25 protein-coding genes, 1 tRNA gene and 3 pseudogenes are annotated in these 25,035 nt (G+C 61.0%); 16 read left to right on the top strand and 13 right to left on the bottom strand.

From position 1 onward, the window contains the following. Nucleotides 1-14 precede the first annotated feature (14 nt). From infA to AC07UC_RS32660, 7 genes are all read right to left on the bottom strand, one after another. Nucleotides 15-233, bottom strand: coding sequence for a translation initiation factor IF-1 (gene infA / locus AC07UC_RS32690; RefSeq protein ID WP_006200926.1), 219 nt, complete (start codon nucleotides 231-233; stop codon nucleotides 15-17). 97 nt (nucleotides 234-330) lie between these two features. Further along, complete coding sequence (locus AC07UC_RS32685) at nucleotides 331-801, bottom strand: arsenate-mycothiol transferase ArsC (RefSeq protein WP_202327573.1); 471 nt, start codon at nucleotides 799-801, stop codon at nucleotides 331-333. Further along, the gene (locus AC07UC_RS32680; RefSeq protein WP_056565905.1) at nucleotides 789-1,274 is read right to left on the bottom strand and encodes a UPF0262 family protein; all 486 of its coding nucleotides are present in this window, start codon (nucleotides 1,272-1,274) and stop codon (nucleotides 789-791) included. Before AC07UC_RS32680 ends, AC07UC_RS32685 begins: the two co-directional genes overlap by 13 nt. Nucleotides 1,275-1,280: 6 nt before the next feature. Beyond that, nucleotides 1,281-2,573 carry a histidinol dehydrogenase gene (hisD, locus tag AC07UC_RS32675; RefSeq protein ID WP_494908759.1) on the bottom strand — a complete coding sequence of 431 codons (1,293 nt, stop codon included), beginning with the start codon at nucleotides 2,571-2,573 and terminating at the stop codon, nucleotides 1,281-1,283. 7 nt (nucleotides 2,574-2,580) lie between these two features. Then, entirely contained in the window at nucleotides 2,581-3,012 is a 432-nt protein-coding gene (locus AC07UC_RS32670; protein WP_140775264.1) for a DUF2948 family protein, read from the bottom strand. A 177-nt stretch (nucleotides 3,013-3,189) separates the two neighbouring features. Further along, nucleotides 3,190-4,482, bottom strand: coding sequence for a UDP-N-acetylglucosamine 1-carboxyvinyltransferase (murA, locus tag AC07UC_RS32665; protein WP_140775263.1), 1,293 nt, complete (start codon nucleotides 4,480-4,482; stop codon nucleotides 3,190-3,192). A gap of 129 nt (nucleotides 4,483-4,611) precedes the next feature. Beyond that, a complete protein-coding gene (locus AC07UC_RS32660) occupies nucleotides 4,612-4,788 on the bottom strand; it encodes a hypothetical protein (RefSeq protein ID WP_081295154.1) in 177 nt (58 codons plus the stop codon). A 162-nt stretch (nucleotides 4,789-4,950) separates the two neighbouring features. Between AC07UC_RS32660 and AC07UC_RS32655 the strand changes: the two genes are divergently transcribed. From AC07UC_RS32655 to AC07UC_RS32640, 4 genes are all read left to right on the top strand, one after another. Then, a tRNA-Thr gene (locus tag AC07UC_RS32655) sits at nucleotides 4,951-5,025 on the top strand. 81 nt (nucleotides 5,026-5,106) lie between these two features. After that, nucleotides 5,107-6,705 carry a DUF6538 domain-containing protein gene (locus AC07UC_RS32650; RefSeq protein WP_494908758.1) on the top strand — a complete coding sequence of 533 codons (1,599 nt, stop codon included), beginning with the start codon at nucleotides 5,107-5,109 and terminating at the stop codon, nucleotides 6,703-6,705. A gap of 85 nt (nucleotides 6,706-6,790) precedes the next feature. Further along, nucleotides 6,791-8,035, top strand: coding sequence for a DNA cytosine methyltransferase (locus AC07UC_RS32645; protein ID WP_494908757.1), 1,245 nt, complete (start codon nucleotides 6,791-6,793; stop codon nucleotides 8,033-8,035). A gap of 1 nt (nucleotide 8,036) precedes the next feature. After that, on the top strand, nucleotides 8,037-9,212 hold the full coding sequence (locus AC07UC_RS32640; RefSeq protein ID WP_494908756.1) for a hypothetical protein: 1,176 nt from the start codon (nucleotides 8,037-8,039) through the stop codon (nucleotides 9,210-9,212). Here the strand turns inward: AC07UC_RS32640 and AC07UC_RS32635 are convergent. Beyond that, on the bottom strand, nucleotides 9,202-9,615 hold the full coding sequence (locus tag AC07UC_RS32635) for a very short patch repair endonuclease (RefSeq protein WP_494908755.1): 414 nt from the start codon (nucleotides 9,613-9,615) through the stop codon (nucleotides 9,202-9,204). The two genes, AC07UC_RS32640 and AC07UC_RS32635, sit on opposite strands and share 11 nt — an antisense overlap. Nucleotides 9,616-10,045: 430 nt before the next feature. Here AC07UC_RS32635 and AC07UC_RS32630 point away from each other — a divergent pair, with 430 nt between their 5' ends. From AC07UC_RS32630 to AC07UC_RS32610, 5 genes are all read left to right on the top strand, one after another. Then, nucleotides 10,046-10,255 carry a hypothetical protein gene (locus AC07UC_RS32630; RefSeq protein ID WP_494908754.1) on the top strand — a complete coding sequence of 70 codons (210 nt, stop codon included), beginning with the start codon at nucleotides 10,046-10,048 and terminating at the stop codon, nucleotides 10,253-10,255. Between the two features lies 1 nt (nucleotide 10,256). Further along, a complete protein-coding gene (locus tag AC07UC_RS32625) occupies nucleotides 10,257-10,592 on the top strand; it encodes a DUF2958 domain-containing protein (protein ID WP_494908753.1) in 336 nt (111 codons plus the stop codon). A gap of 596 nt (nucleotides 10,593-11,188) precedes the next feature. Beyond that, entirely contained in the window at nucleotides 11,189-12,115 is a 927-nt protein-coding gene (locus tag AC07UC_RS32620; RefSeq protein WP_494908752.1) for a DUF3102 domain-containing protein, read from the top strand. 240 nt (nucleotides 12,116-12,355) lie between these two features. Next, complete coding sequence (locus tag AC07UC_RS32615; RefSeq protein WP_494908751.1) at nucleotides 12,356-13,717, top strand: hypothetical protein; 1,362 nt, start codon at nucleotides 12,356-12,358, stop codon at nucleotides 13,715-13,717. 173 nt (nucleotides 13,718-13,890) lie between these two features. Then, nucleotides 13,891-14,145 (top strand): Y4lK-related protein, encoded by a 255-nt coding sequence (locus tag AC07UC_RS32610; protein WP_494908750.1) that lies wholly within the window; start codon nucleotides 13,891-13,893, stop codon nucleotides 14,143-14,145. 753 nt (nucleotides 14,146-14,898) lie between these two features. On the opposite strand, the pseudogene AC07UC_RS32605 reads toward AC07UC_RS32610, so the two are convergent. Beyond that, a pseudogene (locus AC07UC_RS32605) lies at nucleotides 14,899-15,219 on the bottom strand (hypothetical protein); the annotation flags it as partial. Between the two features lie 348 nt (nucleotides 15,220-15,567). Beyond that, nucleotides 15,568-16,383 (bottom strand): annotated as a pseudogene (locus AC07UC_RS32600) (replication endonuclease); the annotation flags it as partial. Between the two features lie 709 nt (nucleotides 16,384-17,092). Between AC07UC_RS32600 and AC07UC_RS32595 the strand changes: the two are divergent. The 3 genes and pseudogenes from AC07UC_RS32595 to AC07UC_RS32585 all read left to right on the top strand — a co-directional run. Then, the gene (locus AC07UC_RS32595) at nucleotides 17,093-17,320 is read left to right on the top strand and encodes a DUF7706 family protein (protein ID WP_494908749.1); all 228 of its coding nucleotides are present in this window, start codon (nucleotides 17,093-17,095) and stop codon (nucleotides 17,318-17,320) included. Continuing rightward, a complete protein-coding gene (locus AC07UC_RS32590; protein WP_494908748.1) occupies nucleotides 17,317-17,658 on the top strand; it encodes a plasmid mobilization protein in 342 nt (113 codons plus the stop codon). The genes AC07UC_RS32595 and AC07UC_RS32590 overlap by 4 nt, the downstream gene beginning before the upstream one ends. Before the next feature lie 113 nt (nucleotides 17,659-17,771). Next, nucleotides 17,772-18,044, top strand: a pseudogene (locus AC07UC_RS32585) (relaxase/mobilization nuclease domain-containing protein); the annotation flags it as partial. Here the strand turns inward: AC07UC_RS32585 and AC07UC_RS32580 are convergent. Then, nucleotides 17,958-18,524, bottom strand: coding sequence for a hypothetical protein (locus tag AC07UC_RS32580; RefSeq protein ID WP_494909040.1), 567 nt, complete (start codon nucleotides 18,522-18,524; stop codon nucleotides 17,958-17,960). The pseudogene AC07UC_RS32585 and the gene AC07UC_RS32580 overlap by 87 nt on opposite strands. Before the next feature lie 46 nt (nucleotides 18,525-18,570). Here AC07UC_RS32580 and AC07UC_RS32575 point away from each other — a divergent pair, with 46 nt between their 5' ends. Beyond that, on the top strand, nucleotides 18,571-18,732 hold the full coding sequence (locus AC07UC_RS32575; protein WP_494909039.1) for a hypothetical protein: 162 nt from the start codon (nucleotides 18,571-18,573) through the stop codon (nucleotides 18,730-18,732). Nucleotides 18,733-19,086: 354 nt separating this feature from the next. Next, on the top strand, nucleotides 19,087-19,710 hold the full coding sequence (locus AC07UC_RS32570; RefSeq protein ID WP_494908747.1) for a hypothetical protein: 624 nt from the start codon (nucleotides 19,087-19,089) through the stop codon (nucleotides 19,708-19,710). Between the two features lie 6 nt (nucleotides 19,711-19,716). Here AC07UC_RS32570 and AC07UC_RS32565 read toward each other — a convergent pair whose 3' ends face one another. Continuing rightward, on the bottom strand, nucleotides 19,717-19,974 hold the full coding sequence (locus AC07UC_RS32565) for a hypothetical protein (RefSeq protein WP_494908746.1): 258 nt from the start codon (nucleotides 19,972-19,974) through the stop codon (nucleotides 19,717-19,719). A 409-nt stretch (nucleotides 19,975-20,383) separates the two neighbouring features. Next, entirely contained in the window at nucleotides 20,384-22,546 is a 2,163-nt protein-coding gene (locus tag AC07UC_RS32560) for a phage infection protein (RefSeq protein ID WP_494908745.1), read from the bottom strand. A gap of 866 nt (nucleotides 22,547-23,412) precedes the next feature. Between AC07UC_RS32560 and AC07UC_RS32555 the strand changes: the two genes are divergently transcribed. After that, the gene (locus AC07UC_RS32555) at nucleotides 23,413-24,081 is read left to right on the top strand and encodes a GntR family transcriptional regulator (RefSeq protein ID WP_483121849.1); all 669 of its coding nucleotides are present in this window, start codon (nucleotides 23,413-23,415) and stop codon (nucleotides 24,079-24,081) included. Between the two features lie 245 nt (nucleotides 24,082-24,326). Next, entirely contained in the window at nucleotides 24,327-25,019 is a 693-nt protein-coding gene (locus AC07UC_RS32550; RefSeq protein WP_494908744.1) for a GntR family transcriptional regulator, read from the top strand. Nucleotides 25,020-25,035 lie beyond the last annotated feature (16 nt).

Genomic DNA, 25,035 nt, shown 5'->3' with positions numbered 1-25,035 from the left:
AATCGGCCTTGATCTTACTTGAAGCGGTAGGTGATGCGGCCCTTGGTCAGGTCGTATGGCGTCATCTCGACCAGAACCTTGTCGCCGGTCAGCACGCGGATGCGGTTCTTGCGCATGCGGCCGGCCGTATGGGCGATAATCTCGTGTTCGTTTTCGAGCTTCACCCGGAACATCGCGTTGGGCAACAATTCCGTCACGACACCCGGAAACTCGAGGACTTCTTCCTTCGGCATTCGATACCTTTGCTTGGATGGCAGTTCCGGCGCCCAGGCGCGCCCAGGCCGGAATTTCGGCGGAACCTATATGATAATCGTGCGCTTGTGAACACGCTTAATCCGTCGCGTTTTTTGCTTCCGGAGGCAAAAAACGTCGGCTTATGCGCAACTTCAGCCGCTCGCGCACGTCGCGGTAGGCCGCCATGATCTGCTCGCGCGTGCCGCCGGCACCGGTCGGATCCTGCGTCGGCCAGTATTCGACCTCGACGGCGAGCGAGCGGGTGAGCTCCAGCGCGGCATGGTGCGCCTCCGGCGCCAGCGTCACGATCAGGTCGAAATAGTCGTCCTCGAGATCGTCCAGCGTCCTTGGATGACGCTCGCCCAGCGTGAGACCCTCTTCTGCAAGCACGGCGTCGACGAAGGGGTCGCGCTCGCCGGCGCGCACGCCGGCCGAGGCGACGAAAATGGTGGCGGGCAGCATCCGGCGCGCCAGTTGCTCGGCCATCGGCGAACGCACGGCGTTCATGCCGCACAGGAACAGGATCGAGCGGGGCAGGGCGCCGGGTACCAGGGCTAGCCCCGCCAGTGCAGCACGCAGACCAGCGTGAACAGCCGTCGCGCCGTGTCGAAGTCGATGTCGATCTTGCCGGAGAGCCGGTCCATCAGCGTCTGCGAACCTTCATTGTGCAAACCGCGCCGGCCCATGTCGATCGCCTCGATATGGCTCGGCGTCGAGGAGCGGATGGCGTCGTAATAGCTTTCGCAGATCATGTAGTAGTCCTTGACGATGCGCCGGAGCGGCGTCAGCGACAGGATGTGGGTGACCACCGCGGTGCCGTCCTCGCGCGCCACGGCGAAGACCAGACGCTGCTCGGCCAGCGACAATTTCAGCCGGTAGGGACCGGCGCCGCTGTCGTTGACGGGCTGAAAACTGTTCTCCTCGATGAGGTCGAAGATCGCCACCGCCCGCTCGTGCTCGACATCGGGCGTCGAACGGCCGATCGATTCATCGAGTTCGACATCGATCAGCTTTGCGCGGGTTTGATCGGGGCCCGTCATCTCAGCCTACATGTTCAGCCGTATGGCGACGGAGCGGCCATGCGCGTCGAGCCCTTCCGCCTTGGCGAGCGCGATCGCCGCCGGCGCCAGCACACGCAACTGCTCCGGCCCGAGTTTCAGGACCGAGGTGCGCTTGACGAAGTCGAGCACCGACAGGCCCGACGAGAAGCGCGCCGAGCGGGCCGTCGGCAGCACGTGGTTGGAACCGCCGACATAGTCGCCGATGGCTTCCGGCGTGTGGCGGCCGAGAAAGACGGCACCGGCATTGCGCATCCGCGACAGAAAACCTTCGGCATCGTCGATGGCCAGCTCGACATGTTCGGCCGCGATGCGGTCGACCAGCGGCAGCGCGGCCTCGATGGTCGCGACCTCGATCACCGCGCCGAAATCGCGCCAGCTCGCCGCGGCGGTCTCGCCGCGCGGCAAATTCTGCAACTGGCGTTGGACCGCTTGTTCGACTGCCTTGCCGAAGGCCGGATCGTCGGTGATCAGGATCGATTGCGCCGATACATCGTGTTCGGCCTGGGCGAGAAGGTCGGCGGCGATCCAGTCAGGATTGTTGTTGCCGTCGGCCACCACGAGCACTTCCGAGGGGCCGGCGATCATGTCGATGCCGACCGTGCCGAACACCTGGCGCTTGGCCGCCGCGACATAGGCATTGCCGGGGCCGACGACCTTGGCCACCGGCTTTATCGTTTCGGTGCCATAGGCAAGGGCGGCGATCGCCTGGGCGCCGCCGACGCGATAGATTTCGGAAACGCCAGCGATGTCGGCCGCCACCAGCACCAGCGGCGGTATGGCGCCGCCGGAGGCGGGCACGCAGATCGCGACGCGTTCGACGCCGGCAACCCTGGCTGGTATGGCATTCATCAGCACCGAACTTGGATAGCTTGCGGTGCCGCCCGGCACGTAGAGCCCGACGGCTTCGATCGCCGTCCAGCGCCAGCCGAGTTCGACCCCGGCGGCATCCGTATAGCGATTGTCCTTCGGCAACTGCTGTTCATGATAGGCGCTGATGCGGTCGCGCGCGAATTCGAGCGCCTTGATCGTCTGTGCATCGGCGCCATCATAGGCGCTGGCGATTTCGTCTTTCGATACGGCAATGCCAACGCTTTTCAGGTCGGCGCGGTCGAACCGGCTGGAATAGTCGATCAGCGCCGCATCGCCCTCGGCGCGCACCCGAGCGATGATCGCGCGCACCGCGGCCTCGACATCGGCGGATACTTCCCGCTTGGTCGTCAGGAAGGCGGCGAAACGCTGCTCGAAATCGGCATCGGACTGGGCAAGCGTGATGGCCATGGGGCGCTCAAGCCTTGTGGACGGGACGCGACGTGGCTTCCCACGCGCCGCCAATATCGGCAAGGCGGGCCTCGATGCATTCGACATCGAGCATGATGGTGCCGCCGCCCGAAAAGATCAGTTCGACGATGCCTGCCGGCTTGCTGATCTCGATGAAGCTGATCGCCAGCAGGGACAGCACCTCGGCGGGCTTGTCGCGGGCAATGCCATTGGTCTTGGCGCCCAGCACCCGATCGAAATGCAGAACGGCCTGCCGCCGCTCATTGTGCTGGCGAAACAGGCCCGACTTCGCCTCCCAGACGAAACGGTTCATGGTCAGCACGAAGCGCTTGGCCGAGGGCAGGTATTCGAGATCACTGACTTTCAGGACGGCGTCCTGGACATGGGCCGAAACGATGCCCAGGTCCTGGTCGTCGAGCGCGATAAGCTTGAGGGCCATGCGGAATTTGCACCTGAAGGTTGGTTTCAGCCTTCTGTTAGGCGGTCTTGGCGATCCGTGCAACCGCGCCAAGGGGAGCTGCGACCGGTCAAGCTGCTGATCTCCCCCGCAAGGAGGGAGATTGGATGCAACATCTGCTTTCGCAAATCGCCAGCGCCAAAGGCAGGGTCGCCCTTGCTACGCCGAAATCCGCTCGATCACCGCGCCGCAATTGGAGAGCTTCTCCTCCAGCCGTTCGAAGCCGCGGTCGAGATGGTAGACGCGGTTGACGGTGGTCTCGCCTTCAGCGGCAAGGCCGGCGATGACCAGCGAGACGGAAGCGCGAAGATCGGTGGCCATGACCGGCGCACCTTTCAGCTTCGCGACGCCGTCGACGATCGCCGTCTGGCCCGAAAGCGTGATGTGGGCGCCGAGCCGGGCCAGTTCCTGCACATGCATGAAGCGGTTTTCGAAGATCGTCTCGGTGATGCGCGACTTGCCCTTGGCCATGGTCATCAGGCCCATGAACTGCGCCTGCAGATCGGTCGGGAAGGCCGGGAAGGGCGCGGTCGTCACGTCGACCGGCGAAATGCCGGCGCCGTTGCGCTTCACGCGGATGCCAGAATTGGTCTGTGTGATCTCGGCTCCCGTCTGCGAAATCACGTCCAGCGCGGTCTGCAGCAGCTCTGGCCGCGCGCCTTCGAGCACGACATCGCCACCGGTCATGGCGACGGCCATGGCATAGGTGCCGGTCTCGATGCGGTCCGGAATGACGCGCACGCGCGCGCCCGACAGCGCTTCGACGCCATCGATGGTGATGGTCGGCGTGCCGGCGCCGGAAATTTTCGCGCCCATGGCGTTGAGGCATTCGGCGAGGTTGACGATTTCGGGCTCGCAGGCGGCGTTTTCCAGCACGGTTTCGCCCTTGGCCAGCGATGCCGCCATCATCAGCACATGGGTGGCGCCGACCGAGACCTTCGGGAAGACATAGCGGTTGCCGACCAGGCGGCCATTCTTGGTCTTGGCGATGACATAGCCGGTGTCGACGTCGAGATCGGCGCCGAGCGCCTGCAGACCTTCGAGGAACAGGTCGACCGGGCGCGTGCCGATGGCGCAGCCGCCGGGTAGCGACACCTTGGCTTCGCCCATGCGGGCAAGCAGCGGGCCGATCACCCAGAAAGACGCACGCATCTTCGACACCAGCTCGTAAGGTGCCGTCGTGTCGACAATGTTGCGGGCGGAGAAATTGATGGTGCGCGAATAGCCTTCATTCTGCTTCTCGCGGCGGCCATTGACCGAATAGTCGACGCCGTGATTGCCCAGGATGCGGATCAGCTGCTCGACATCGGCCAGATGCGGCACGTTTTCCAGCGTCAGCGTGTCGTCGGTCAAAAGCGAGGCGATCATCAGCGGCAAAGCGGCATTTTTCGCGCCCGAGATCGGAATGCTTCCGGCGAGCTTGTTGCCGCCGACAATTCTGATGCGATCCATGGAAGAACGTCCCTCTCGGCTCAAAAAGGCCGGTTCAATCGTTTGAGTATCGGCCCGTCTAGACCATTGGCCAATCTGGTTCAAGAAATAGGATTTCGCCCACTCCGGTCCAAGAGTGGCCGATTTGAGTTAATCTTTTTGTATTTCCCTGGCCGTGCCGAGCCCGTCCGGCCTCTGGTCGGCTTCACCTGTACGGCGCGAGCGCGATTGCGCCTTGCGTTTCTGCAGATTGGCGCGCAACTGCTCGGCGAGCCGATCCTTGCGGTCCGTGCCGCCCTTTTTCGGTGATATCGTCTTGTCGCTCATTGTCCCGTCCCGGCCGGCGACCGGCCAACCCTGCCGTTCAGGGATAGCCAACAATGTGGCGCCGCCATGTCATTAAAAGCTATCCGGCAAAGGCTTTCACAGAAGCGTTGTTCTTGGCCTTGCGCTTACCGGTTCGATATGGCAGAAGCCCCGCCATCGGCGGCTGCGGTAGCTCAGTGGTAGAGCACTCCCTTGGTAAGGGAGAGGTCGAGAGTTCAATCCTCTCTCGCAGCACCATCCCCAAACCATTGAAATCCATCAAACTCTTGATGCGTAAGGATTCCTCAACCGCCTCGTTGGTACACAAAGGCGGTACATATGGTCCTTCGCATGAGTCGTCCCGTCAAACCTCACGGCATCTATTGGTTCCGGAAGCGCGTTCCTGACGCGCTGCGCGCGGTAGTCGGCAAGCTCGAAGAGAAGATTTCCCTTCGGACACGTGATCCGCAGGTCGCGAAGATTGAACATGCCCGTGTCGCGGCCGAGGTCGAGGCCCGGTGGCAGCAGCTCCGCGCCGGAGTGCAATCCCTCTCGCATCGGCAAACCGAGTTCATTGCCGGGCAGATTTACGGCTCGATGCTGCAAGCACATAGTGAGGATCCGGACCAGATTCCCGACCGCGTGGGAGGACTGCTGATAGATGAGTATTTCCTCGGCTCGGGGGATATCAAGGTCTTTCCCATGGGCATGAACCCTGAGGCGACGGAGGCGCTGCTCGCGCGTCTTCGCATCGGCCGGAATGCTGCGAAGATTGACGCATGGTTGTCCAAGAAAGGGCTCCTTCTGGATACCGAAAGCCGGGTCAAGCTGGGTGCGGCCGTGGACAGGGCGATCCTTCAAGCGCGCAACCAGCTGGAGCGGATGGCGCGCGGCGACTATCGCCGTGATCCTGACGGCGACAGGTTTCCCAAGGAGTTCGGACCGGCCAAACCTGACGTCGGAAAGCGCGCGACGCTGAGGGTGTTCGACGACTTCGCGGCAGAGGGCGAGATAAAGCCAGGAACTGTCAAGCGCTGGCGACCGATCATGGCAGAGGTTGAATCCGAGGTTCCGGACATCGCTGGCGTCACGCGCGAATGGGTTGTTGACTGGAAAGACAGACTGCTCCAGCGAGGACTGGACGCAAGGTCCGTCCGGGACGTGAATCTGGCCTGCCTCAAGGCAACCTGCGGATGGGCGGTCTCGAACGGCAGAATGGCCATGAATCCTGTCCTGGGCATCAAACTCAAGGTTAGGAAAAAGCCACGTCTCCGCGAGCAGGGCTTCACGGACGACGAGGCCATGCGAATCCTGTCCGCTTCGCTCGGATCGCAACCGGACCGGCTCAGTGCACACCACAGGACCGCACGGAGGTGGGTACCATGGCTTTGCGCCTACACGGGCGCGCGCGTGGGCGAGATTGCCCAGCTCCGAAAAGAGGACGTGAGACAGCGGGATGGTGTTTGGCTTGTCTGGGTCACGCCGGAAGCGGGAACAACCAAGGACGACGAAGCCCGTTGGGTGGCTATTCATCCTGTTGTGATCAAGGAGGGGTTCGTCGAGTTCATTGGCAAAGCCAGAGCCGGTCCGCTGTTCTATGATCCGCGATACAGCCGGGGCGGAAAGACGCCGCCCTGGGAGCAGGTCGGCAAGCACATCGCCAAATGGATCAGAACGGACGTAGGAATAACCGACCGAAGCATTCAACCAACGCACGCCTGGCGCCACCGCTTCAAGACGCTGGGCCGGGATTTCGATGTCCGGCCCGATGCCCTTCGGTACATGCAAGGACACGCGCCAGTAGGGGCAGACGAGACCTATGGAGATCACAAGGCCAAAGCTCTTCTGAGGGAGATTTCGAAGATTCCGGAAATCGCTGTCAACGGGTCGCTCGACGATGTTTCCGGCGGAACTACCCAATCATCAATGGGAGTTTGATATCCGGTGAATCCAAGGGTAGGATTCCGTTCCTTCAAAGAAGGATTCGCAGCCGACTAGCGTCTTTCACAGAAGTGGAGTTCCCATGAGATCGCCATCCGGACCACAGGTCTGGTCCTTCTTTTCCGGTGCTATGGGGCTGGACATCGGCCTTGAGAAGGCGGGCATCCACACCACGTTCGCCAATGAAATCGATCCGCGCTTCTGCGAGACAATCCGGCTTAACAGGCCGTCGTTGCCATTGGCCGAGTGCTCAATCACGGATCTGACGGCCGCCAAGATCAGAAGCTTTGTCGGATTCGATGGAGACGTCGACCTTATGGTCGGCGGCCCGCCCTGCCAAAGTTTTTCATCCGGAGGGAAGCGAGCAGCCCTTAGCGATCCTCGCGGGAATCTCATCTACGCTTACCTCCGGCTCATCTCGGAGGTTCGGCCACGGTATTTCGTCTTGGAGAACGTGGCGAACCTGACGACGGCGGCAGTCCGCCATCGCCCAATCTCGGAGCGGCCGGGAAAGCACTGGAGCCTTAAGACATACGATTCCTCGTGGAAGCTTGGCGATGGTGAGAATGCTCCGCTTGCCGAGGATGAACTTTCCGGATCAGCGATCCGACAGCTTCTAAGCGATGTCCGGAGCCTTAAATATTACATCACCTTTGGCGTGGTTGATGCAGCCGACTACGGCGCACCGCAACATCGGCTTCGTTTCGTCATGATCGGCTCAAGGGATTTCCCCCCACCGGAGATGCCGATTCCAGTGTTCGGCCTCTCGGCAAAACAGCCCTTTCGAACTGTTCGGGACGCCATCGGGCACTTGCAGGAGGACCCTGGAGAGGGTTCGCAGTATACGCACGAGGTAAAGCGTTTCTTCGATCTCGTGCCGGAGGGGAAGAATTGGCGCGCACTTCCAGAGCAATTGAAGCGTGCCGCTCTGGGTGGGGCATATGAATCTGGTGGCGGGAAAACTGGATTCTTCCGGCGGCTAGCTTGGGATCGACCATCGCCCACAATCACAGGCCGGGCGAACCGGAAAGGTAGCGCGCTTTGCCATCCGTCCGACACGCGGCCACTTTCCGTGAACGAATGTGCTGCGCTTCAGGGCTTCCCTGAGAATTGGGAATTCTCCGGTTCTATGAACGTCAGGTACATGCAGATCGGCAATGCTGTCCCGACTGCGCTGGGCACTGCGATCGGGAAGTCGATCAAGATGCATCGGGCGGCCGCCGATGCCGGTCCGCAGGACAATATGGACGTGCTTCTGGAAAGGGCCGTGCACCGCCTGCGGCAAGCCGCAAGCAACAAGAAAAAACCTCTCTACGAAAGGGCTTAGCTTGTCTGGCGCAAAGGTTGATTTTCTTACCGACAAGCACCCTATCCAGCGAATCAACGACGAGGTCAGAAAGCAGCTTGCGGACGCGCAGGCAAACAGCTTCGATCGGGCGTTCTCGAATGCGATGGAGTTCGTATCCAAGGTCGCTGACGACCTTCGGTTGCAGATCACCTTGTCAGAAGAGCTCAAGGACTCTCCGGCCGCCGATCTCGCTGAGAAGAGCCATTCCGAACTTGTCGAGTACTACGAGGCCATCCTTCAGAAATCTGGCGTCGTTGGCACGTCCGCTGACCTGCATTCCGTGAACCTCGCCCAGCGGACGCAGCTTGTCAGATCGTTCGCTGATCCGGATCGGGCCGTGGGCCGCGTGGCGACGAAGGTAGCTGCGATCGTCAAGGACTTTCCCAAGAAAGCCTCGGACATCGAGCGGGGGCGAAATGCAGGGGATGTCCTGGACCCCTACATACTCGCCGCTACCCAGTCGCTTTTGTATCAGGGGGAACTGGTTGGAGCGATCGAGGCAACGGTCGCGCACAAGGCGCTCATGATCATCGAGGGGTTGATGGGACACCTTCATGAGGATGTCATCGGCGACATGCGCGGCAACATCCGCGCACCTGAACCAAGAGGTTTTAATCAGGAAATTCTGGACCCTTTCACTAACCCGTTTCCGGGCGCTGATGTTGTGCAGCCGCCGCGCGCCGCTGGCGAAAGGCTTCGGGTGCATCAGGTCAAGAGCAAGACAGGTTCGGCCAAGGGCGGCGACGCCAAGCGTCTCGGCGACCAGCTGAGACGCTTGGCCGAGTACTACAATGCGGACACCTTTTACGATGCGCTCGTGGGAAATACTCTGCGCGGCCACCGTTCCATGAATGGCGTTATCCGGGCTTCTCCGGATACGGTGGTGCTCGTGGGGCAGGCAGCGTTCAAGGAGCTCACCCGCAGCGTGACCGGTCCGGAACTCCTGCTACGGGTCTACCAGAATGCCTTCACTGAGGTGGCGAAGGAGACGGGCTATCACATCCAGGAAATGGCGACGGGCATTGTGGCCACTTTTCGGGAGAGGGCTGATGCCGCCGGAGAGGGCTTCCTTGATGTGATCCTTGAGGACGTTATTGGCGGTGATGCCTCCCAACAGGATAGCCGAAATTACGTTGGAGGCCGAACTAGGCGCTGAGGAAGCGCGACAGCCGACCCGCAAGCTCGCCGAGGTCTTTCGGTCTTGTGTCGCACTCCCAGACAACCATCACCTGCCAACCCTCCTCTGTCAGCGCGGCTTGGTTCTGCCTGTCCCGCTCGACATTCCGGGCAAACTTATTCTCCCAGTACGCGATCCGGCTCTTGGGCTCTGAGGCGAGCGCGCAACCGTGCCTGTGCCAGAAGCACCCATGTACGAGGATCACTTTGCGGAGCCTTGGGAACACGAGGTCCGGGCTTCCTGGCAAGTCCTGACGATGGAGCCGGAACCGAAAGCCAAGTGCGTGTGCCAGCCGACGCACCTTTATTTCGGGCGATGTGTTCTTGCCGCGGATTCGCGACATAAGCGCGGAACGCTGCTCTGGCGTGAAGCGGTCTGCCATCGAGTCACTTTGGCATTCCTGGCGCGCTTGCGCGATAGGAATGTACCCCCGTCGCCCGGCGAGGCGGCGTGAGCCCTCCCTTGGGGGAGGGCGGAGCCGGTCCGAACGGACCGGTGGGGGATTAGGCTTGACCACACCATGTCCCAGGTCAGCGTGAGAAGGGTGCCAAGCTTGACCGTGTTGTTGCCTATCTCCCTCTTCGACCTGCTCCGCTCCTGGGCAGCCAGAAATCATCCGTGTATCTTCTTTCCGTCGCCATCGCCTCCCTCCAGACCGCTCCCGGCGCCGTTCCTCCTGCCTTCCTACGACGGTCGCCTCGCAACGCTTATGGACAGGCGCAAGCGTTCCCAATGGTCATCCAGCTAGCTCGCTAGCCCGTCGTGGGGGCTTCCAGAACGGCCGCAATAAGGCGGCTGACAAGGAGGCCAAAATGGCAAAATCGAAAGAAACCGCAGTACCGAAAAGCGCTCCCTCCCACGGCGTTTTCACCGTCGAGAACGAAGGCCCGAACGCGTATTGGACGAAGATCGGCTGCGCCTGGGCTCACGGCGACGAACAAGGCTTCAACGTCATCCTCTCCGCCGTGCCGCTTTCTGGCCGCATCGTCCTGCGGACCCGCACCGAAAAGGAGAGACAGTGACATGCTCCTCACTCACGAACTCCGCACCCATCTGAGGCGCAATGCCGACATGTCATCCCAACGAGAGCGGGACCATTTTCCCGTCGTCAAATTTTTCGCCCCCGACGCGCTGGCGACCTGGCTTTTCACCGAACTCGCTCCAGACCAAGATACCCTGTTCGGCTTGTGCGACGTTGGGCAGGGCACGCCGGAACTCGGCTATGCCTCGCTCGCCGAAATCCAGGCGCTACGCGGGCCGCGCGGCCTGCTAGTCGAGCGTGACCGCTCCTTCCGGGCGACCAAGCCCTTGTCGGAATACGCTGTAGATGCTTGGCGTCACCGTCGGATCGTCGCCTAGCGCGGCGATCTACCTTCCCGGTGAATAACTGCGCGTCCCTCAGGGGCGCTGAATTTCCGCGACCCAATACCCACGGCGAGCCGAAAACGTCGCTGTATGGCCTTTAGGACGCGAAATTTTATTGCGTAGAGGCCGAAAAAGCACCCGAATCTGTCCTGATAGCAATGCCCGCCTTCCTTCAGATTGACCGCTCGTCGGGGTCCGTCGGTCCCGCGTCCCGCCGTTGGCGGCGCTATGCTGACGCTCCTGCGGCGCACCTATTAACCGAGCGTGCTGGCCGCGAATTTGCTCTGGCATCGTCCCGGCATAGTCCTCCTGTAGGACGTGCCGACGCCGCCGCTTTATACGCTGCTCTCTTGCTTGGCGGGCACATTCGGTACGGCAGGAACACGAAGGTGAGGCGGGAGATGAACGGGGCATGGCCGCCCCACCCTTCCGCCCGGGGTAGTGGCCGGACAGGCCATCCGAAGCATCAACATGAAAGTCCGAGTGATACTACGGTCGCTCTACGAGCAGGTGAAATCCACAATCATTGTGAGTTTGGATTCCGGTAAGGCGCTGCTGCTACACCGTCCAGAGGGCAGGAGTGAGAAGCGATGGCTGCATCATTGGCGAAGGTGAGAACGGCGGATCGCGGGCGGGCCGTCGCAGGGTTCGATTACGGTGCGGTTCCGGAAGCCGTTCGGAAGGAGTTGCAAGACTCTGCTCGCGAGATCCGGTCGCGGCTCATGGAAACCGCCGCAGGCATGATGGACATCGGCGAGCGACTGGTGACGGCGCGGGCGAAATTGCCTCACGGTACCTGGCTGCCGTGGCTTGTCGCGGAAACGGGCATGTCGGAGCAATGGGCGCGGAACTGCGTAAACCTCTTTCTTCGCTTCGCGCAGCAGCCGCGCCTTCTGGAGGAGTTGGACGTTGCGCTCTCGCCGACGGCGCTTGTTCGGCTCGCCAGCGCACCGGAGGCCGCATACGAGGACGTCATCGACCGCGCGAGAGAGGGCGAACGGCTGCGCGTCGTTGATGTTGAAGGTGTGATCCAAGAGCATCGGCAGCGCCAGCGCGAGGCGCAAGGGAAAAGGCCGCGCGCCCGTGCCTTTGCGGAGGACGACACGCCCGTCGGCGCGGAAGCGCTCCGTCAACTCGCCGACCGCGCTCGGGACGAGCTAATCCCGCAGGTGATCGACCGAGCTCAGGCAGTCCTTGGCGTCCTGGAGGACGCGGAAGAAGCAACGGTATCCGGAAGGCGCGTCACCGCAAAGGAGTTGCAGGCCCTCCGGCCTGACGCGCAATGGCTCACCGATGCGCTGGAGCAGCTTTCCCAGCGTCGCGCCAGTGGGCACGTGAAGTTGGTCCATAAGACGTTTCTGGACCGCCCGCCACTAGATGCCGGGGCATGGTCGGACGCGGCATCCTTCTTGCGGGACATCGCGGAGTCGGATGCGATCGTTGCGGCATTGAAAGGTGGTATCCATGCCTTCGTTGAGCGCGGCGCAAAGGCACTCCGGCTGGCGCTTTTCCGTTGAGCGAAAAGCGTGACAGGCCCTTTCTCGGCCCTTCGTCGGAGGACTTCTGAGGCAAGCCGGACCCGTTGGCGACTGCATTCCAAGACGAAGAACAACAGCTTTGTCCACAGTGCGGCCCATTCTGCACTACAGTGGCAATGTCGTTGAAGGGCTTGCACCGTAGGACTGCACTGAACGAGGGGACTCTGATATGTGTCCTGCATTGCATCCATCGCCTGATCGAGCGCCTAGAATTCAACGATGAAAATTGATCCCGATTGGACTGCTCCACACACTGGTCATGACTGGCGCGATGACGAACTCATGCTGGCCGTTACATGGCTGAAGTCCTTCGTCCCACGTCGTGATATGGAGCGGCGGCTGGATGCTGCGAAGGCATTTCTAGTCGCAGCACGCGAGAAGATGCGTGAGGGCGTGCAGGTCCCCCTCTTCGACCCTGCGGATGCAGCCGCGTGGTATATCCTTCAGGCGGAGACCTACGCCACTGATCGCGCCTTCTGGACTCAAGAGGGCGTTATGCGGGTAGCGCCCTTCCTGACCCGGATCGGCAAGGAACTCCCGCTCCTGCTTAGCGTAAAAAACGCCGAGGAGCGCGCTTCTCGGATGATGCTGGCGGATCGACGCCAGCCTGACAGCGGCATCTTTGAGTTAATAGTCGCATTGGCATATCGACGCGGTGGTTGGCATCGGGTGGAATTTGTCCCGGAAACTCCGGGTCGGGGACGAACGCCCGACCTAAACGTGTATAGGCCCGGAAGCCGATGGGCCGTCGAGTGCAAGCGACTGGTTCCGTCACCCTATGCGGCAAGAGAGAAGATGAGAGGCGCCAACCTGGCCGAGCCAATCCACGCGCTATCCCTTGAGACGGGTGAATCCGTCGTTGTCGAGGTAAAGTACAAGATCGAGCTCACCGACGTGCCCGATGATTACCTTGTTGCTCATGTGCGATCCGCGATTCAACGGCAGTCGCTGCTTCCCTGGGATGATGAAATAGCCTCCGGACGCGTGCGTCCGGTCAATTGGCCGCTCGCCCGAAAGATTCTGGAGAAGGATTATGTTTACTACGGCGGCAGCCGGATGATCGAGCTGTTGGCGGGCGAGTATGCTCACGACGCGAACCACAGCATGGCGGCCAAGTGGCGTCCCTGGGTGAAGCGGCCCGAGTATGCCGACGCGGTCTATCACGCGAGTGTCGTCACCTGGTGGAGCCTTTCACGCGACGCCATACGGCATAAGGCCCGGCACTTCCGAAACGTTCTAGCCGATGCCGAAGGCCAGCTGCCATCAGATCGGCCCGGTGTGATCCATGTCGGCATTGAGAGTTACGCGGGTTCGCAGGTCGACTTCTTCCGCCATCTATCTAACAGGTTCGAGGCGCGCTTCTTCCAAACACGCAACTCGCGGCTGCGTTGGGTCTACGGGAACTACTTCGTCCCGGAGGCAACAACACGGAAGGACGAGAGTTGGGCCATCACTGAAACCATGGTGCCCTACAAGATTGGGTCTCACCGAACTCGCTGGCCTTTGCCTGACCATATGCTTGTGTCGCCGCAGGGCCAACGTAGACAGGGTATGCACTGGGATCCCAAGTTTGATATGTAGCCGCAGAGTCCAGCTCTTCCTTCATTACGTTGTTAGAGACGCGACTTCGACGTTGACTTCAGGTAGGAGCGAGATCACGCATCGGTTCACTCGCGGTTGAAATTCGCTGAATTTCAAATTGCGCGTCCACTGTCGGTTGCATATGTCGGCATCAGGACAGGAGGAATACCATTATGAAGGCTGAGGAAATCCCCGCCTTTGTTCATGACGTGATCGAGGCAGGGTGCAACATCTGGGCAGTCGGAGACGACAGGTACGTCGTCGGGGACTCTGATCTATCCGAAGCAGAATACAGGGCTGCTCGTCCGGACCTGGCTCGAATCCAGCGTGTCTATGGGGCCCGCGATCATTTGCGCCGCGAGATCGTCGCATACCTACGCACGCTAGGCCGATATATTGAGCTCGGAAATCCCCCGGTAGAGCATTGAGACAAGGGCTCCCGTCCTCCCTTCCGGAAGTCCCCCATTCTCCTAATTCTCCTGTACCTTGATGTCCGCTTTCCATCACTCCGGAGGCCCTTCGCACCCAGGGAGAGGCCCGTCAGGGCCTATCCTTGGGTCGTTGGGACTATCTGAAAGATGGTCCCCTTTGCCTTCATTCAAATCGCTCCAGATCTCGTAGAACAACTTCTTCTCCTCTTCGCTCATCGTCGTGCCGAAGACTATCCCGCGCTCCGCACAAGCCTCGCTGAAGGGCTTCATGGATGCGTCAAAGCGCGCGGCCGACTCCTTGACCCTCTCCAGATGCTCGGCATTTTCCCTCCTCTCCCCGGCCGAGGCTGCTTCCAGAAGCTCTGCCGCCTTTTCTGAATCCGCAATGACCCACCGATGCTCGTTTTTCAGCAGGATCTCGCCGGAAAGGTCGAATCCGGCGAGGGACCCGTCAGGCCGTCGAGAGAAGCCGAACCCGGCCGCTTTCAACGCTCCCATCGCCTCGCCCACCTTTGGCGCGACGGTTGGGACGAGCACCGTCACGCCCAGCCGCTCTGCGAGTTCCTGAAGCCGTGCGAGCTTGAGTTTCTTCTCCCGCCATGCCACCGGGAATCCCGCTGCTTCGATCGAGTCCAGGACATGCTGCCGACACAGCTTCGCCCTCGGCCGTTCGACATCGACACCGACAGACTCCGCCGCTTCGTATAGTTCAGCGCGGCGGGGCCTTCCGGAGAGCCTGAATCGCTCCGCGACGCCGACCGCGCCAGCGATCACCGTCCGTGACTCGCCGAACATGGTTTCTCGCTTCTCGCGGAGCGGAACGGGCGGGAGCGGATCGGCTAGGTCTATCGACTCGAGCCGCTTTCCCGTTTCACCGTGGAGCCAGTCGAATTCAGTCGGGTCAAGATCCGCGTCGGGCCACATCCCGACCGCGATCGCAGCATGCCACGCCTCCCGCGCAGCATCTTCCTGCGCCCGCTGCATGGTCTGTGTATCGAGCGCCGCACGGCTCTCGACCGCGATGTCGATGAAGGCCTTCGCGCCACGCATATGTCGCATGGCGAGCGCCATTCGTGCGTCGTCGGGCTGGTAGTCGGAACGCATGGCGTTAACCCAATGCGTCCGCCACAACTCGACGGGCGACCGCTGGGAATCCAGCCCGAGCCATGTGTGTCCGCGTGCCCGCCGGGGTCGCTTCCAGGCCTCGAACCTCGCCTGTTCGTCACCTTTGCCCTTCCTGTCATCGCCATCGCCCTTCGGGGCTTCGTAGCGCGTAGAGTACCGCGCGGCGTACCGTGCCACGGTCGCGGCCGTCTCCGGTGAACCGTTGCGGCCCTCGGGAGGCGCGTAGGCCGCCACCGTGTCGCCAAGAACGAACGCGCGGCAACCTCTGTCCGGCCCGTCCTCGCCGTCAGCCCGCGTTGAGAATTCGACGCGGAAGGCGTCGCAGACCGCCCGCGCGTCCGCGACGGTGGGCACGGCCAGGACGATATGTCGATGCGGCGTGCCGCTCTGCTGCGGCTGGGAATTCCACCAGCCCTGTGGTCGAATTCCGCGCTCGCGCAGCAGGCACATGACGCGATGGAAATCCGCTTGAATCGCTTCCATGGCTTCGAGCGGCCCGAGGTCCGGGTTCCATTCGCTGGCCCTCCGCCCTTCGTTCGTGGAATGCGGGACATACTCGCCCGGAAGGGTGATCGTGATCCAACATACCGCCCAGCCCAGCGCCTTCCAACGATGCAGGGACATGTCGATGAGCATGCGGCGCTCCGCCGCCTTCCGTGCCCGTGATTTGTCGTCCACGTCGAGCATCGAGATTTTGATGCTGGGGTCGTCCTGGCGGACAAGCCACAGGTCCGCCAGGATTTCCCGCGTCCGCTCCTCGTGCTGCCGATGCAGCCCAAGGGCGTAGTCCGACACGTACAGGGGGCGTCCCGGCATGACGGCGCCGCCCACGGCGCCAACAGCCGCCTCCACATAGAGCAGAGCCCGAGACTGGTCGCGGCGCAGCCGCTTTCGCCACCAGGAATCCGTCCGTCGCCTACGGTGCTCGGGCTCCTGGTGGAGGGCGTTCCCGTCTTCGTCTCGGCACGGAAAGGCCTTCGCGTAGCGTGTGGCCTCGTTCTCCGCTAGCGTTGCGAGCCCTGTCGGATCAAGCCCAATCAGGCCCACGCCCTTCCAGCCGACCTTTTTCAGGATCGCTTCCTCCCGCTCCCGTCGGCGTGGGAGCGGCATGCGATGGAGATAGGCCACAAGCTCCGTTGGCAGGTGCTCCGCCAGCTTTTCCGGAGACAGGTGCTCCGCGTCGAGCTCGGCAGCCTCCTCCGCCGCGAGGCGGTCGGACTCCGCCCGTTCTGCCTCGATCCGTGCCCACTGCCGTGCCAGCGCCTCGCCATGCGAGACGGGAGTCCAAGGTGGCCTGTCGGCTACTCCGCCGACGGCGAGCGCTTCGAGAAATGCTCGCCGGGCGAAGCCGTGCCCGAGGAAACCTCCTCCTGCGAGGGCCGCAGGCCGGACGCCGAGGACACCCGAAAAAGCCTGTGTCTTCGGGCCTTCGTCAACAAATTTGGTTCGTAGATTGTGAGGGTGCTTAGTTCCGGCTGGGACATATCCCAGCCCGAGGCTCACCCGCTACAGCAGGGGGGCTTTACAGATGCGTTAGGCCGTTCGATCATCATCTTGCCTATTGAAGCGCCGCCGAGGGTTCCCGCCCGATGACAGCGGCGCTTTTTCGTGTCTGAGATTCAAGGGTTGCCTGGTCGGCAGACTAGAACAAGCCCTTTCCAGAACGTTCCGCATTCGAAACAGTTCGATGCCCAGAGAGTCACCCCTCACGATGTAAAAGGTTCTGGTTCCTTGCATGGCCTGGCGTCACCATCGGAGGTAGCCAGCAATGTCCGGTGCTACGCCCGGACGCTGACAAGGGGGAGGAAGACCTCCCCCGTTGACCCCCACCGCCGCCAAGGCGGCGCAGCAGGAGAACGATGACATGGTGGCAATCATTCTGGACATCCCTGACGAGCAGGCCGAAGCGCTAGCTCAGATGGTCAAGCGCTTTTGTTGGGACGACGCGCGCCGCCTCGTATCCGACGAGAAAGAGCTTCGCGAGATGCTCGACGGAGTGAATGCCTTGAGGAGAGCGCTCGACCGCAAGGGCTACGCGCCGCGATGACGACCACGACCACGACCCTACGCCTGACCGCCGCCGAGCGCGCGGCCCTCGACGCGGCAGCCGCTACCGTCGGGCTCGGGCCGAGCAGCTACGCCCGGCGCGAGGTCATGCGATCGGTCGGCCGCGACGTCCAGGTGCGCCGCCGTCCTGACGGGCTGGCACAGGCTCTCGGCCGGGCGCTGGGCGATCTTGGCCGCGTCGGCAATGTCGTCAACCAGTTAGCCAGGTACGCCCATGTCGGAGGTCGGGTTCCCGCAGATGCGCTGGCTGCTGTCCGGGGGGAACTCGCAATTCTGACCGCCGCCGTCATGTCTCTCCGGCAGGAGCCGCACCAGTGATTTTGACGACCACCAGGCACGGTCGGACGGCTCGGGACACTCGATACCTACTAGCTCACCTGTCCAAACGTGATGGACAAGAGTCGCGTGTGGTCCATGTTGCTGCCCCGGTGATGACCGCGCCGGAGGCGCTGGACTACATGTCGGTGCTGCGCGATGGCTCCCGCGCCACGGTCGCCTACCATCACATTTCCCTGTCGCCCTCCGCGCCTCTCACGAACGAGCAGCGTGACGAGGCCGTCGCCCGCGTGCTCGCCGCCATGGGCGCGAGCGACCATGCGCATGTGGTCTGGCAGCATTCAGGAAAGGGTCGGAGAGGCGGTGCAATAGACGTGCATTACCACGTCGTTGTCGCACACGTCGGTCCGAACGGCCGCGCCCTCGACGACAGCCGTTCTTATGTTCGTCTCGAAGCGGCGGCGCGTTCCCTGGAGGTGGATTTCGGCCACGGCCTGACTCTTGGCCGTCGCACGGCTGCCGTCGCTGCTGAACTCGAACGTCAGGATCGTCCCGACGTTGCCGGGCGCGTTCGAGGCGAGGCTCCTCCTGAGCCACCGCAATCCGCCATGTCGAGCCGTCAGCGGGCGAGGGCGGATCGGACCGGCGTAGACCTTCCGGATGTGAGGGACGCCGTCCGGCGGGCTTGGACGATCAGCGATAGCCCGGCCGCCCTCCGGGTCGCGCTGGCTGATGCCGGACTCGGGGTCGCAATTGGTGACAAGCCGGGCGTGTGGCTTGTCATTCGCGGCGGCCAGACGCTTGGAGCGCTGGACCGCCTCGCCGGAGAGAAGCGTCGTGTCGTCGCGGCGAGAATGCAGAAGGAGGACATATATGACCCAGACACCACCCGCTATGCGGGCTCTCAAAGCAACTTACGACCAGGCTCGAGCAGGCCGGGAGACGGCAGAACGGTTGACTCCGCTCCTTGCCCTCCTCGACCCGGTGGAGCCTGGCGAGGGATCGCCGCTGGCGGAAGTGACGGAGCTTCTACAGACTATTCTGCGGACCCAGCAACTGACACTCCAGGCGATCGAGGCATTCGCCGATCGCCTGGAAGTGGCAAGGAAGCGCTAGCCACGCTGACGCTCGCCCGCGCTACGCGGGCTCCAGCCGTCCGAGCGGCGACCCGGCGCCTGCAACGTCGCCTCCGGCCCCGAGGCCGGGATATGCAGGACGTGCGTCGCCTTGCCCGCGTCGATTTGGACGACATCCTGCGCATGGCACTGGAGCTAGGTCGCCGTGCTGCCGCGCTGCTAGCCCGTATTGCGCGTCCGGCCGACCCGCGCGACGAGCTCCGCGCCCGGCTGAGGGCTGCGAAAGGTGGCGGCGGCATCCCCCGAAGCACAAGTGCGCCTGCCCAGGATTCGGGGCAGGAGCAGGAGACCCTAGCATCGGCCTATCGGCCCGGTTTCTGAAAAAGGAGGACACATGTACCAGGAACGCAAGCCCAAGGACCATCGCCGGACGTGCCGTGACCGCAGGCGCCTCCGCCGTCATCAACGCAGGCGTCGAGGCGATCCCGCGACATCGGTTTTCCTAAAACTGCTTGCGCTGGTGCTGGCGCTGTTCGGCCGCGCCCCGCACGTGCCCGTCGTTGCATTCCAGCCCGCGCCTCTGCCGCTCCCGGCGCGGGACGACGTCTCGCCCGAGCAACAGGCGCGAGAGCGCGGCGAAGGTGGGATGGGTTTCCTGCCGCCGCGCCCCGAAACACGTCCGCGCCTGCATGGCCGATACAGGATAAGCCCGACCTACCGCAAGCTCGTCACAGACCTCCGGCGGCCCGTTCCGAGCGCGCATGCCGAAGCTGCCGACATGCTCCGGAGGCGGCTGCCGCCAGAGGCTCGTGAGTGGTTAGAGCACGTGCTGGAACGACGCGACTGGTCGGCGCTCGCATGGTCCGCACGGCCGGGAGCAACGGATCAGGAAGTGGAGACCGCTATGCTGCGGGCTGCACTCGACTGGACGGAAGCCCGCAGGCCGAACGTTGATGTCGGCGGGGGCGATACTCCACCCCCGCCGGGCGGCGACGGCCCGGACGGCAGAAAGCCGTAACGAGTATTAGACTACCTGGATGAGCCGCCGCCGCATGCTGTGCTCGGCAGCGGCCATTGCTTCCTCTGGTGTGTCGGCAACGCCATGCTCGACCACCGTCAAGCCGTCGCTTCCTAACACATCGTAGCTGCTCGGGCCGTCCGGACCTGGGTTGGGCAACGTCACCGTTGCCTCGGTTAACAAGCGTCTTCCTATGGCAAATCCGGCCGCGTAGCCGGAGACGCCCGGTTCCGGTTTCCAAGGGATGAAAACGGGATAGTTCATTTGTTATATCTCCTTTAAGTTGTGAACAGGGAGACGAGTAGCAAAAGCCGAATGGAAGCTCAAATGACTATTATTGAATGGTTTTTTGGCATTTTCTTGACCCTTCAAGCTTCGAATCCTTGGCGCTGGGGATTCATCAAAAGACGGATCCTTGCAACCTAATGGCGAATCCTTGATCGCAAGGATTCACTGCGTTCAATTTTTTTGAAGCTCGCTCTGGCTCACCTGGGGACATGCCCCGGAACCACCGTCTTTTGCTATGTCCTGGCAGACCCAGCCAGACGGAGCAAGAGGCCCGTGGCTCGCTGCGCTGCGCCCGCGCCAGCCCCTTGCTCCATCTGGCTGGGTCTGCCCACCGGTCCGCGCGACGGCGGCTCCAGGGGACATGTCAGGCTGGGCACTGGTTGGGTCACACCAAAGCGTTGACCTCTCCGAACAGCTTGCGCAGGTGTTCGTCCGACATGTCGAGGATGGGCTCATACATGAAGGCGTTGAGGTGAATGTTTTCTGGCGTCATGAGCAGCACCTTCTCAAGCGTCTTGATGGATTTGTGCCCAGGAAAATCCGTCTTAAACCGCTTAAGCAACCGAGGCGTTTGAGTGGAGGTGATGCTATCAACATAGGCTTGGTCATTGATCTTGATGGCCATGTATTCCTCAGCTTTGAGACGGATGGCGATCGACAGAACGATCTTGTTCTCGAAGTTCATGCCGTCACCCGCTGTGAGGCAGTCCTGGGCCAATTGGTACACGGCGCCTACCACTTGGTCTCCTCCATCTCCTGGTGTCTCAGTACCGCCAAAGAGCGCATTGTAGATAACGCACAGGTCGGATTGCAGGATGGTGGCGGAGTCGTTCTTCCAGTGCAGCAGCGACGTCAGCTTGACGTAGTCTGGGTCGCTTTCTCCCCGAGTGAATTCCAGCAGGTTCCTCATGAAAGGAATGCAGGCAATGCGCTTTTTGGGGTCACTATAGAAGCCAAGTTTCCAGTCGTTTACAAAGACGTTATCGATGCCGACAGCCTTGCTCAGCGTGATACCATCCGAATTCTTGGAAACCATGAGGCAGTTGGGATAGCCAACGAACCGCCCTTTGACGGTTCGAAAGAAATCGAAATTATGGGTAAGTAGGATCTGTTTGAAAGAGTTTCCGTCAGACACGTCCTTCAGATATTGGATGATTGCATACTTATTCTTGTAGTCGAAAGAATCTGCGATATCGTCAACAATCATGAGTGTGTCCACGCCCGCTTTTAGGCGGGCCTGAATCTCAAAAATGATATTGAGGATGTAGAGAGCTTTCTTTTCACCCGTGCTGAGCGTCGCGAGAAGGGCGGACCGGTCCACGGGGGTCGATTCCGCGCCATCTTCAAATGTGAAGCCCAGGCTCAGCATGGGCTCTTGGCCGAGGATGACTTCCGTCCGGTTCCGGGGCACAAGTTTGAATGGCACGAAGAAGCGGTCATTGAATATCTCAATAACCTCTTCCCATTGGGTTCTCTCCTTGGCCGCCTGTTCCTCAATTTCACCACGACGTTTTTCGGCTACTTTGTATTTGTCGACAACGTCCCGGTACAGGTCATAGTGCCGTTTCAAATAAGATTTCCAGACTTCTTCCCTGAAGTTTTCAATGTTCTCCAGGTGTGGCAGCAGCTCTTCGTGCTCACTCAGATAGGTCTCGAAATCTCTAACATTAGCATTTTTGGTGATGAGTTTTTCGACTTCGGCGAACCTCTTCCGAAGTGCGGCATCCGAGCTGATAGCTTCCTTTTCCTTGGCTATCAGCTCTTCCAGTTCCTTCTGGGTGCTGATTTCTCGTCGGCCTTCAGAATTCAGGTTGATCGAATGCTTGGCGTCAAAGAATCCGTTATCGGCCAGGTTTTTTGCGATAGCTCCGGCGTTGTAGTAGTTAAATATGCCTTTCTTAAAATAAACCGATGCAGACAAAAGTTCATTATATTTAGTGACATAATCAAGAATAACTGTCTTAACATCTTTCGTGTCTAGAAAGGATAAAACTTTATCATCAAATATGACATCATACTTAACTTCAGAAAATTGAGCATCCTTTTGTGTTGAGAGTTCTTCTTCGATCCGGAGCAGGGCTCTATAAAGCTGATCTGTGCCTTTTGTGAAGGTCCCCGAAACCTCCTTCTCCAGATCCTTCTTGGAGCCGGACTGCGTCTTCAAGGCCTTCAGCAGCAGTCCCTTGGCCGATTCCAACTCTTCGTGGAGTTTCTCATATTCCACACGCAACTCGCTATTCACGAGGAGTGTGGAAGTCTTCTCACTGTGCCCCAGGACCTCGTCGTAGGGCTGCACCACCAGGATGCTCGCCGCTGGAAGGTCGGCGCCTGTTTCATCCGTTATAGAGCGCTGGTTCGGTCTTGCGGTAAAGATGCGATCGCCTGACGCAACGCCTTTCGCCACATCTTGGAAGGTCCGCGCGAGCGACGACTTCATCGCGCCGTTTGGGGCATAGATGGCAAAGGCATTTGTCTTTTCAAAATCGAAAGTTGCCGTGAGTTTTTTGATCCCGTAGCAATGCTGCAGCTCGATATTCAGCTTCTTCATGTGTCCCCCCAAGTAGCGGAACCCTATAGCAGGTTTTTGGGTTTGTCCCGCGACTCCTATGCTACCGAATCTGTCCCAACGTCATGAGGTGCCGTCCGAACCGCTGCTCGTTGCTCTGTCCTGGCTGGCCCGCCTGTCAGCGCCCGCCACCGGTCCGCACGATGGTGGCTCCGTGCGTGTCTAGGTGGTGGACGTGGACGTCGAGGTCGAGGAACCCGTGTCGCTGGGCTCCGGGACGATGGCGGATCCAAGCGTCCCGTCATTGACACGGAGCCCCCACAATGGCAGATCACCGGGGCACAACACTGGTACACAGGCCATATCAGGCGGGTACTGGAATCCTTGGTTTACAAGGCTTGGGCGATGATCTGCGCTGAGTTCAATCCTCTCTCGCAGCACCAGCCTATCCCCTTGAAATCGCTGAAGCGCTTGACGCAGAACGCTTTCTGTCCGTTTGGACGTTGCAAGCCATGTGGCGAGACGGGCAAGATCAATGCGGGGCGAGCTCGAAATCTTCTTGAAGGGGCTGGCGTTATTTCGCCAGGCCTGTGATCCGAAGGACATTGGACCCCTTGCGGATGGCGGGGCCGGGCTCCGAAAAGGCGCTTTGTCCCGATTGTAGGACGGGCTTGAAACTGATGGCGCCTCGACGAATTGGGAAGGGCGACGATGTTTTCCGCATGTCGTAGGTCCTGTGGATCGTCTAAATAGCTGTAGGTCACTCCGTCGCTGGAGCGAACTCACCGGTTTGCGCATCGACGCCCCGCCACTACTTGACCGGGAGCTGTACACAGTGCTGGCATGTGGGCCACAGTGGAAGATTCGACAGACGGAATTCGAAACAGCGGTGTTGGAGCCTGGTCTTGATGTCTGAATTCGATCTGCGGGTTTCGAAGCGAAGTGCAACCTTGCGTGGGCAGGTCGAGGACAAGCTGCGCGCGGCGATTTCCTCCGGTGGGTTCCAACCTGGCCAAAAACTGGTGGAACGCGAATTGTGCGAGAGACTTGGCGTGAGTCGGCCGTCGCTTCGCGAGGCACTACGGCAGCTTGAGGCGGAGGGGCTGATCACCCTTATTCCGCATCGCGGCCCCATCGTGTCGACAATCGACGAAGAGGAGGCGCATCAGCTCTATGAGCTACGCTCCTTGCTTGAGGGGTTCGCAGCACAACGCTGCGCGGAAACCGGCACAAGAGAGTTCAAGCGGCTGCTGAGCGAGGCAGTGGAGGAGTTCGCCGCCGTCGCGCTTTCGGGACAGTCGGTCAATCTCATCGAGAGCAAGTCGAAATTCTACGACCTTCTGCTTGAGGGCGCAAAGAACATCTATGTCCGCCGCACGCTGGAATCCCTGTATAACCGTATCAACCTTCTCAGGGCGACCTCGATGGCGAAGCCTGGCAGGATCCAGCACAGCATTGCCGAGTTGCGCGACATCGCTGCGGCAATCGAGGCCGGCGACGGCATGCGCGCCGCCGCGGCGTGCCATCTCCATATAGCCAACGCCGCGAAGGCGGCATTTTCTCGCAAGGCGGCGTAGAAACCGCCTTTTGCTATTGACAGATTGTCATACAATCTTGCAATGATGGCCTGAAGGCTTCGATCTCCGATACCAATGGTTGGGTGAATTTTCACAGCCAACCATGCCGGATTGCGACTTTGTCGAGCCGGAGTTCGGCAGGTGACGAGCCAGAGTTCGGCAGGTGATGGGTTGCCTGACTGCAGGGCCGGCGTAGCCGGTCGGCTGCTCGGCAGACTGTTGCCCGGAGAAGGCTTCAAGCGTTCATGCGCGACGTGGATTTACTGATCGACAAGGACAAGGCGACAGTTCGCGGGCAGGCCGTCGAGATGTTGAGAATGGCCATTGTCAGCGGCAGGTTCCAACCTGGTCAGCGCCTTATCGAGCGGGAACTCTGTCAGCTTCTGGGCGTGGGAAGGACGTCGGTTCGCGAAGCGGTCAGGCAGATGGAAGCAGAGGGACTGCTGATCGGCGTGCCACATAGGGGGATGGAGGTCAATCGCATCACCATCGAGGACGCGGAGCAGCTTTATACCCTGCGAGCACTTCTGGAAGGCTTTTCGGGGCGGTGTTGCGCCCAGACTGCCTCTCCGGAATTCATGGATGCGTTCGACGAGGCCGTGGAGGTTTTCGCCAAGGCTGCTCACCAGGTCGGTTCCGCCGAAATGATCCGCGCGAAAGCCGTGATCTACGATCTGCTCATGAGCGGCAGCGGCAACAGTTTCGTGCGGCAGACGCTCACTTCGATGCATAACAGGATCAACCTCCTTCGCTTCACCTCGATGGCTCAGCAGGGACGGCCCGAACGGAGTGTTGCCGAAATCCGCGAGATCGCGAGAGCCATCCGCGCCCAGGATCCGGATCGCGCGGAGCGTGCTTGCCGCAGGCATATCGAGGAGGCCGCCAAGGTCGCCATCGAATGTCTGAAAAATGGTCCAATGCAAGAAATTCCAGATTGACAGTTTGTAAGACAAT

The organism is Mesorhizobium sp. GW821-FHT04C10, from assembly GCF_059420305.1.
Note: the sequence above shows the minus strand (reverse complement) of the source record. Positions and strands in the feature narration are given on the sequence as shown.